Annotated in this window: 2 protein-coding genes; both read left to right on the top strand. The window is 52.7% G+C overall.

All coding sequences use genetic code 11. The features are described 5' to 3' along the window. The first annotated feature begins 365 nt into the window (after positions 1-365). A complete protein-coding gene (locus EJV45_RS10325) occupies positions 366-2,183 on the top strand; it encodes a hypothetical protein (RefSeq protein WP_129715608.1) in 1,818 nt (605 codons plus the stop codon). 69 nt (positions 2,184-2,252) lie between these two features. Further along, positions 2,253-4,064 (top strand): hypothetical protein, encoded by a 1,812-nt coding sequence (locus EJV45_RS10320; protein WP_129715607.1) that lies wholly within the window; start codon positions 2,253-2,255, stop codon positions 4,062-4,064. Positions 4,065-4,539: the final 475 nt, after the last annotated feature.

The following is a 4,539-nucleotide window of genomic DNA, read 5'->3' as shown; positions in this document are numbered from 1 at the left end:
CTCAAAGGCTTCGACAATTTCACGCTTAAATTCCTGCGAATACACCCGATGTGTACTGATTATTTTTCCTTGTGTTCTCATAATTTTTGTTCCCATTTTTGGGCAACTTATATCAGGGACATACAGCGACCCCCTCAAGCGCCCTACCCGGCTGAGGGGTTAGGCACCCTGTCTAAATACTAAATACGAATATCCATATACTATTCCAGGACTCAAATCTCATATCTCAAACCTCCACTAAATACGAACTACGAACACCTAAATACTATCACCGTCTTAAGACTCAAATCTCACGTCTCAAATCTCCAGCAATTCCACCTCCCTTTTTGGCCTTCTTTTCGCTAAGTACCGGCAAAGCTCCTTGTATGCCGCGAACCCATTTACTTAAACGCCGAAAATTGTGGATCTGGATCGCCGGAATTGCAGGCGCCATCATTCTCCTGCTAGCAGCCGCTTCGCTGTACCTCGGTGCCCGCTGGAAACTCCTGGCCGGCGAAAAGATCAAAACCGTGGTTCACAAGGGTTCAAAAGGGCTTTACAATATCCGTTTCAGCGATATTCACCTCAATGTACTCACCGGAAGCGCACGCCTCGACGATGTCGTCATCGAAGCCGATACCCTCGTTTACCAGCGCATGAAAGCCGCCGGCACCGCACCGCAAAACGTATTTACCATCAAACTTGCCGCCCTGCGCATTAACCGCACCGCACTGCTAACCGCCTATTTTAAGAAACGCCTGCGCATCCGCTCCATCGTGCTCGACCAGCCTGCAATCAGCATGGTGAACCGCAAGGTGCTTGCAAAAAAGGACACCAGCCAAGTGAGCAAGAGCCTGTACGACCTCATTCGCGGCAACCTTGAAGCCATACAAGTCGATGCGATGATAATCCGCAACGCCAAATTTGATTATATCAATGCCAATGGCAAAACCAGGGTGATCAATGCCTTCAGGAACCTGAACATCCGCGCCGACGATGTGCTTGTTGACTCGCTTTCAGAAAAAGACAGCACCCGCTTTTACCTCAGCAAAAACATTGGCTTTAACCTGGGCGGCTACCGCTCAAACACAAAAGACGGTATGTACACCATGCGGGTCGATTCGGTCGCCGGTTCTTTTGCCTCTTCGCGCATGTACGTCAAAGGACTCCAGCTGATACCCCGGTACGCGGAACTTCCCTTCAGTCGCAGGTACAAAGTCCAGAAAGACCGTTACGACCTGTCTTTCACCGAGGTGGCGCTTTCAGGCGTAGACTTCAGAAAACTAAGTGCAGACGGAAAACTGCATGCACGGAAACTCAGCATCGGACCGGCGAAGGTGGCTGTTTTTATGAACCGTGAGCTTCCGCCGCCGGCAATCGACAAAGGCCGCAATTACCCGCATGTGGCGCTGAAACGGCTTAAACTTCCGATCCGAATCGATACCGTAAGTCTTAAAAACATTTCGCTTAAATATTCCGAGTACAACCCCATCGCCAGGAAAACCGGTTCCATCCTGTTCAATAATCTGCGGGGCGATATCCGGAATGTAACCAACGACAGCCTCCGGCTCAAGCAGGACCACTTTGCCCGTGCCGATCTGAAAACCTTGCTGATGGGTAGCGGGGCTATGCAGCTCAAGATCAATTTTGACCTGAGCTCAGACAATGGAGCCTTTACATACAGCGGAAGCATCGGGCGCTTCGACATGCGTAAACTGAACGACCTGGCCATCAACCTCGGCCTGGTCGCCATCGACGCCGGTATTGTCGACAAAGGTGACTTCAGCGTTACCGCCAACCAGCAGCGCGCCAGCGGAAATTTCAACTTCTACTACCACGGACTGAAAGTAAAACTTCTCAAAGAGGAAGACGGCAGCACCAGGCTTAAACAGCAGGGACTGCTTTCTGCCATCGCCAATAACCTGCTGGTTAAAGATGCGAACCCCCTGCCGGGTGAAGCACTGCGGCCGGGCCGGGCCACGTACCTGCGCGCCAGCACAGCATCGTTCTTTAACCTGATGTGGAAAACGCTGTTTGCCGGCATGCGCGAAGCTGTAGGTGTCGGCCTCGTTCCCATGAAAACGCAGAAACAGGCGCAGGAAAAGGTTTTCAGAAAAATGGAGGACCGCAAGGACCGCGCCGGGCGCCGGCAGGAAAGGCGGGAAAGGCGGCAGAAAGAACGCAGCGACAAACGCGGCAACTAAATGGCATCAGCGAGCCGCGTTTGAACATTTTCAAACTTATCCTGTATCTTAAGGGCAAATACACAGTGAATGCCCGTTAGAATACGCTCAAGATATACGGTCCTGAAATGGATTGCCCTGGTGCTTGTCCTGCTCGTTGCAGGCCTGGCGGGGCTGTCCTGGTACCTGACCGAAAAGTACCGCCCCTTTCTCAGCGAAAAGATCCGTGATATCGTGTACAGCGGCAGCGACAGCCTCTACCGCATTGAGTTTGAAGACCTGAGCACAAATTTCCTCACGGGAAGTATCTCGCTCAGCAACGTGCGCATTTTGCCGGACACCGCCCGGTACACCGTTAAGGTAGCCAACCAGACGGCGCCCAATAACCTGTACCAGGTTTACCTGAACCGGCTGCAGATCCGGCATATCCATCCGCGCCGCATCATCCGCGAGAACAAACTGGATATCGGCCAGATCATTTTTGAAAGGCCACGCATTACCATGATCAACCGGCAGCTCGACTTTAATGAGAACCGTCCGCCGAGGCCCGTTCGCTCCCCCTACCAGTACATCTCACGTTTTGTAAAGGAGTTCCGGGTCGACGCGATCGATTTCCGTAACGCCAGTTTTCATTACGTGAACAACAACACAGCTGCAGCGCGGCGCACAGACAGCATTACCAACCTGAACATCAGCCTGAAAGACCTGCTGATCGACCCGCATTCGGCTGCGGACCCAAGCCGGGTGTACCTGCTGAAAGACATCAGCATCAGCCTGAACGACTACAGCTATAACACGTCAGACGGTTTTTACCGCGTCAACCTGCGTCACCTGGGTTTTAACCTCCGGCGAAGCAGCCTGCGGATCCGCAAGCTTGAGCTCGAACCGCGTTTCAGCGAGATGGAATTCGGGGAGAAGGCCGGTTATGCGCGCGACCGGTATCATGTCGAACTGAATGATATAGACCTCAGTCACATCGATCTGCCGCTGTATGTACGCAAACAGGAGCTGCTTGCCGGCAGCATGGCCATCAGCAACGGGATGGTGTCGGTGTTCAACAACAATGCGCTGCCGCCGGGGCCTATAGAGTTGAAGAAGGGGAAATATCCGCACCAGCTGCTGCAGAAGCTGCCTACCCCGCTTACCCTGCGTAAGATCCTCATCAAAAATATCGACATCGCGTATGCCGAATTTGATCGCGACAGCCGCAAGAAAGGTAAGATCACCTTTGAGCGCAGTGCCGGTACCATCACAAACGTAACCAATGTGCCCGCCCAGAAGGAAAAGAACAAGATGATGCGGGCTAACCTGCACAGTTACCTGATGGGCAAAGGCCTGCTGCGCGCGAATTTCAGTTTCGACCTGGCTGCAGCCGACGGGGCCTTCTCCTATAAGGGTGCACTCTTTAAAACCGACGGACGCGTGCTTAACAAGATCACCGTACCGCTGGGCATGGTGAAGGTGAAACGCGGCACCGTACAAAAACTGGCATTTGAAATCCGCGCGAACGACAGCCTGGCGCAGGGACAGATCCGGTTTGCGTACAACGACCTGTCGGTAGCGCTGATGAAAAAAAACGAACAAAGCGGCAACCTCGTGTCGCAGGGCTGGGTTTCCCTGCTGGCCAATGCCATTGTGATCAATTCTGATAACCCGAATCCCGCCGGACTCTTTATTCACGCCCCGGTGCATTACGTGCGTCAGCCCACCGGCTCGTTTTTTAACCTCGTCTGGCGAAGCCTGTTCCAGGGGGTTAAGTACAGCGTAGGACTGACGGAAAAAAAGGAAAACGAAATCCGCGACCGCATCGCCGGCTTTGAAAAAATGAAGGCCGACCGCCAGGAGCGCCGCGAAAACCGCGAACAGCGAAAAAGGAAAAAGCGGTTTTTGGGGGTGTTTTGAGGGGATTAAAGAAAAAGGAAAAAAGACCACGGCGCTAACCCCTCAATGGGGCTAATGGTCGAATCATGAGTCAGGACCTGGGCACAGAACCCCTCAGTGAGACTAAAGAAAAAAGAACCAGGAGGAAAGACCACTAGCCGAGCCACGAGCCATGAATCATGAGTCAGGACCTGGGCGCAGACCCCTCAGCCGCCAAGCCACACTGCCATTCCCCACGCCGTCATCCCGAAGCGCGTTTACGCAATTCCTTTTTTTCCGGGATCGCAACGGCGAGGGATCTCCTGCGAAGAGGTAGTGACGGCCGTTCTCCAATGGATTAAAGAAAAAAGAACCAAGATGAAAGACCGCGGTGCCTACCCATCAATGAGATTAAAGAAAATGGAGAAAAGACTGAGCCATGTATCATGAGTCATTGTTGTCCGGTAAGAATTGGCTGAATGAAATAGAATCCTTCTAAGCAGTCTCAAAACAGTAT

Origin of the sequence: Pedobacter sp. SYP-B3415 (genome assembly GCF_004138205.1) — a bacterium.
GTDB lineage: Bacteria > Bacteroidota > Bacteroidia > Sphingobacteriales > Sphingobacteriaceae > Pedobacter.
Note: the sequence above shows the minus strand (reverse complement) of the source record. Positions and strands in the feature narration are given on the sequence as shown.

Excerpts from the sequence above, each read along its gene's own strand:
- EJV45_RS10320 (WP_129715607.1), top strand. The coding sequence starts at position 2,253 with ATGCCCGTTAGAATACGCTCAAGATATACGGTCCTGAAATGGATTGCC.
- EJV45_RS10325 (WP_129715608.1), top strand. The coding sequence starts at position 366 with ATGCCGCGAACCCATTTACTTAAACGCCGAAAATTGTGGATCTGGATC.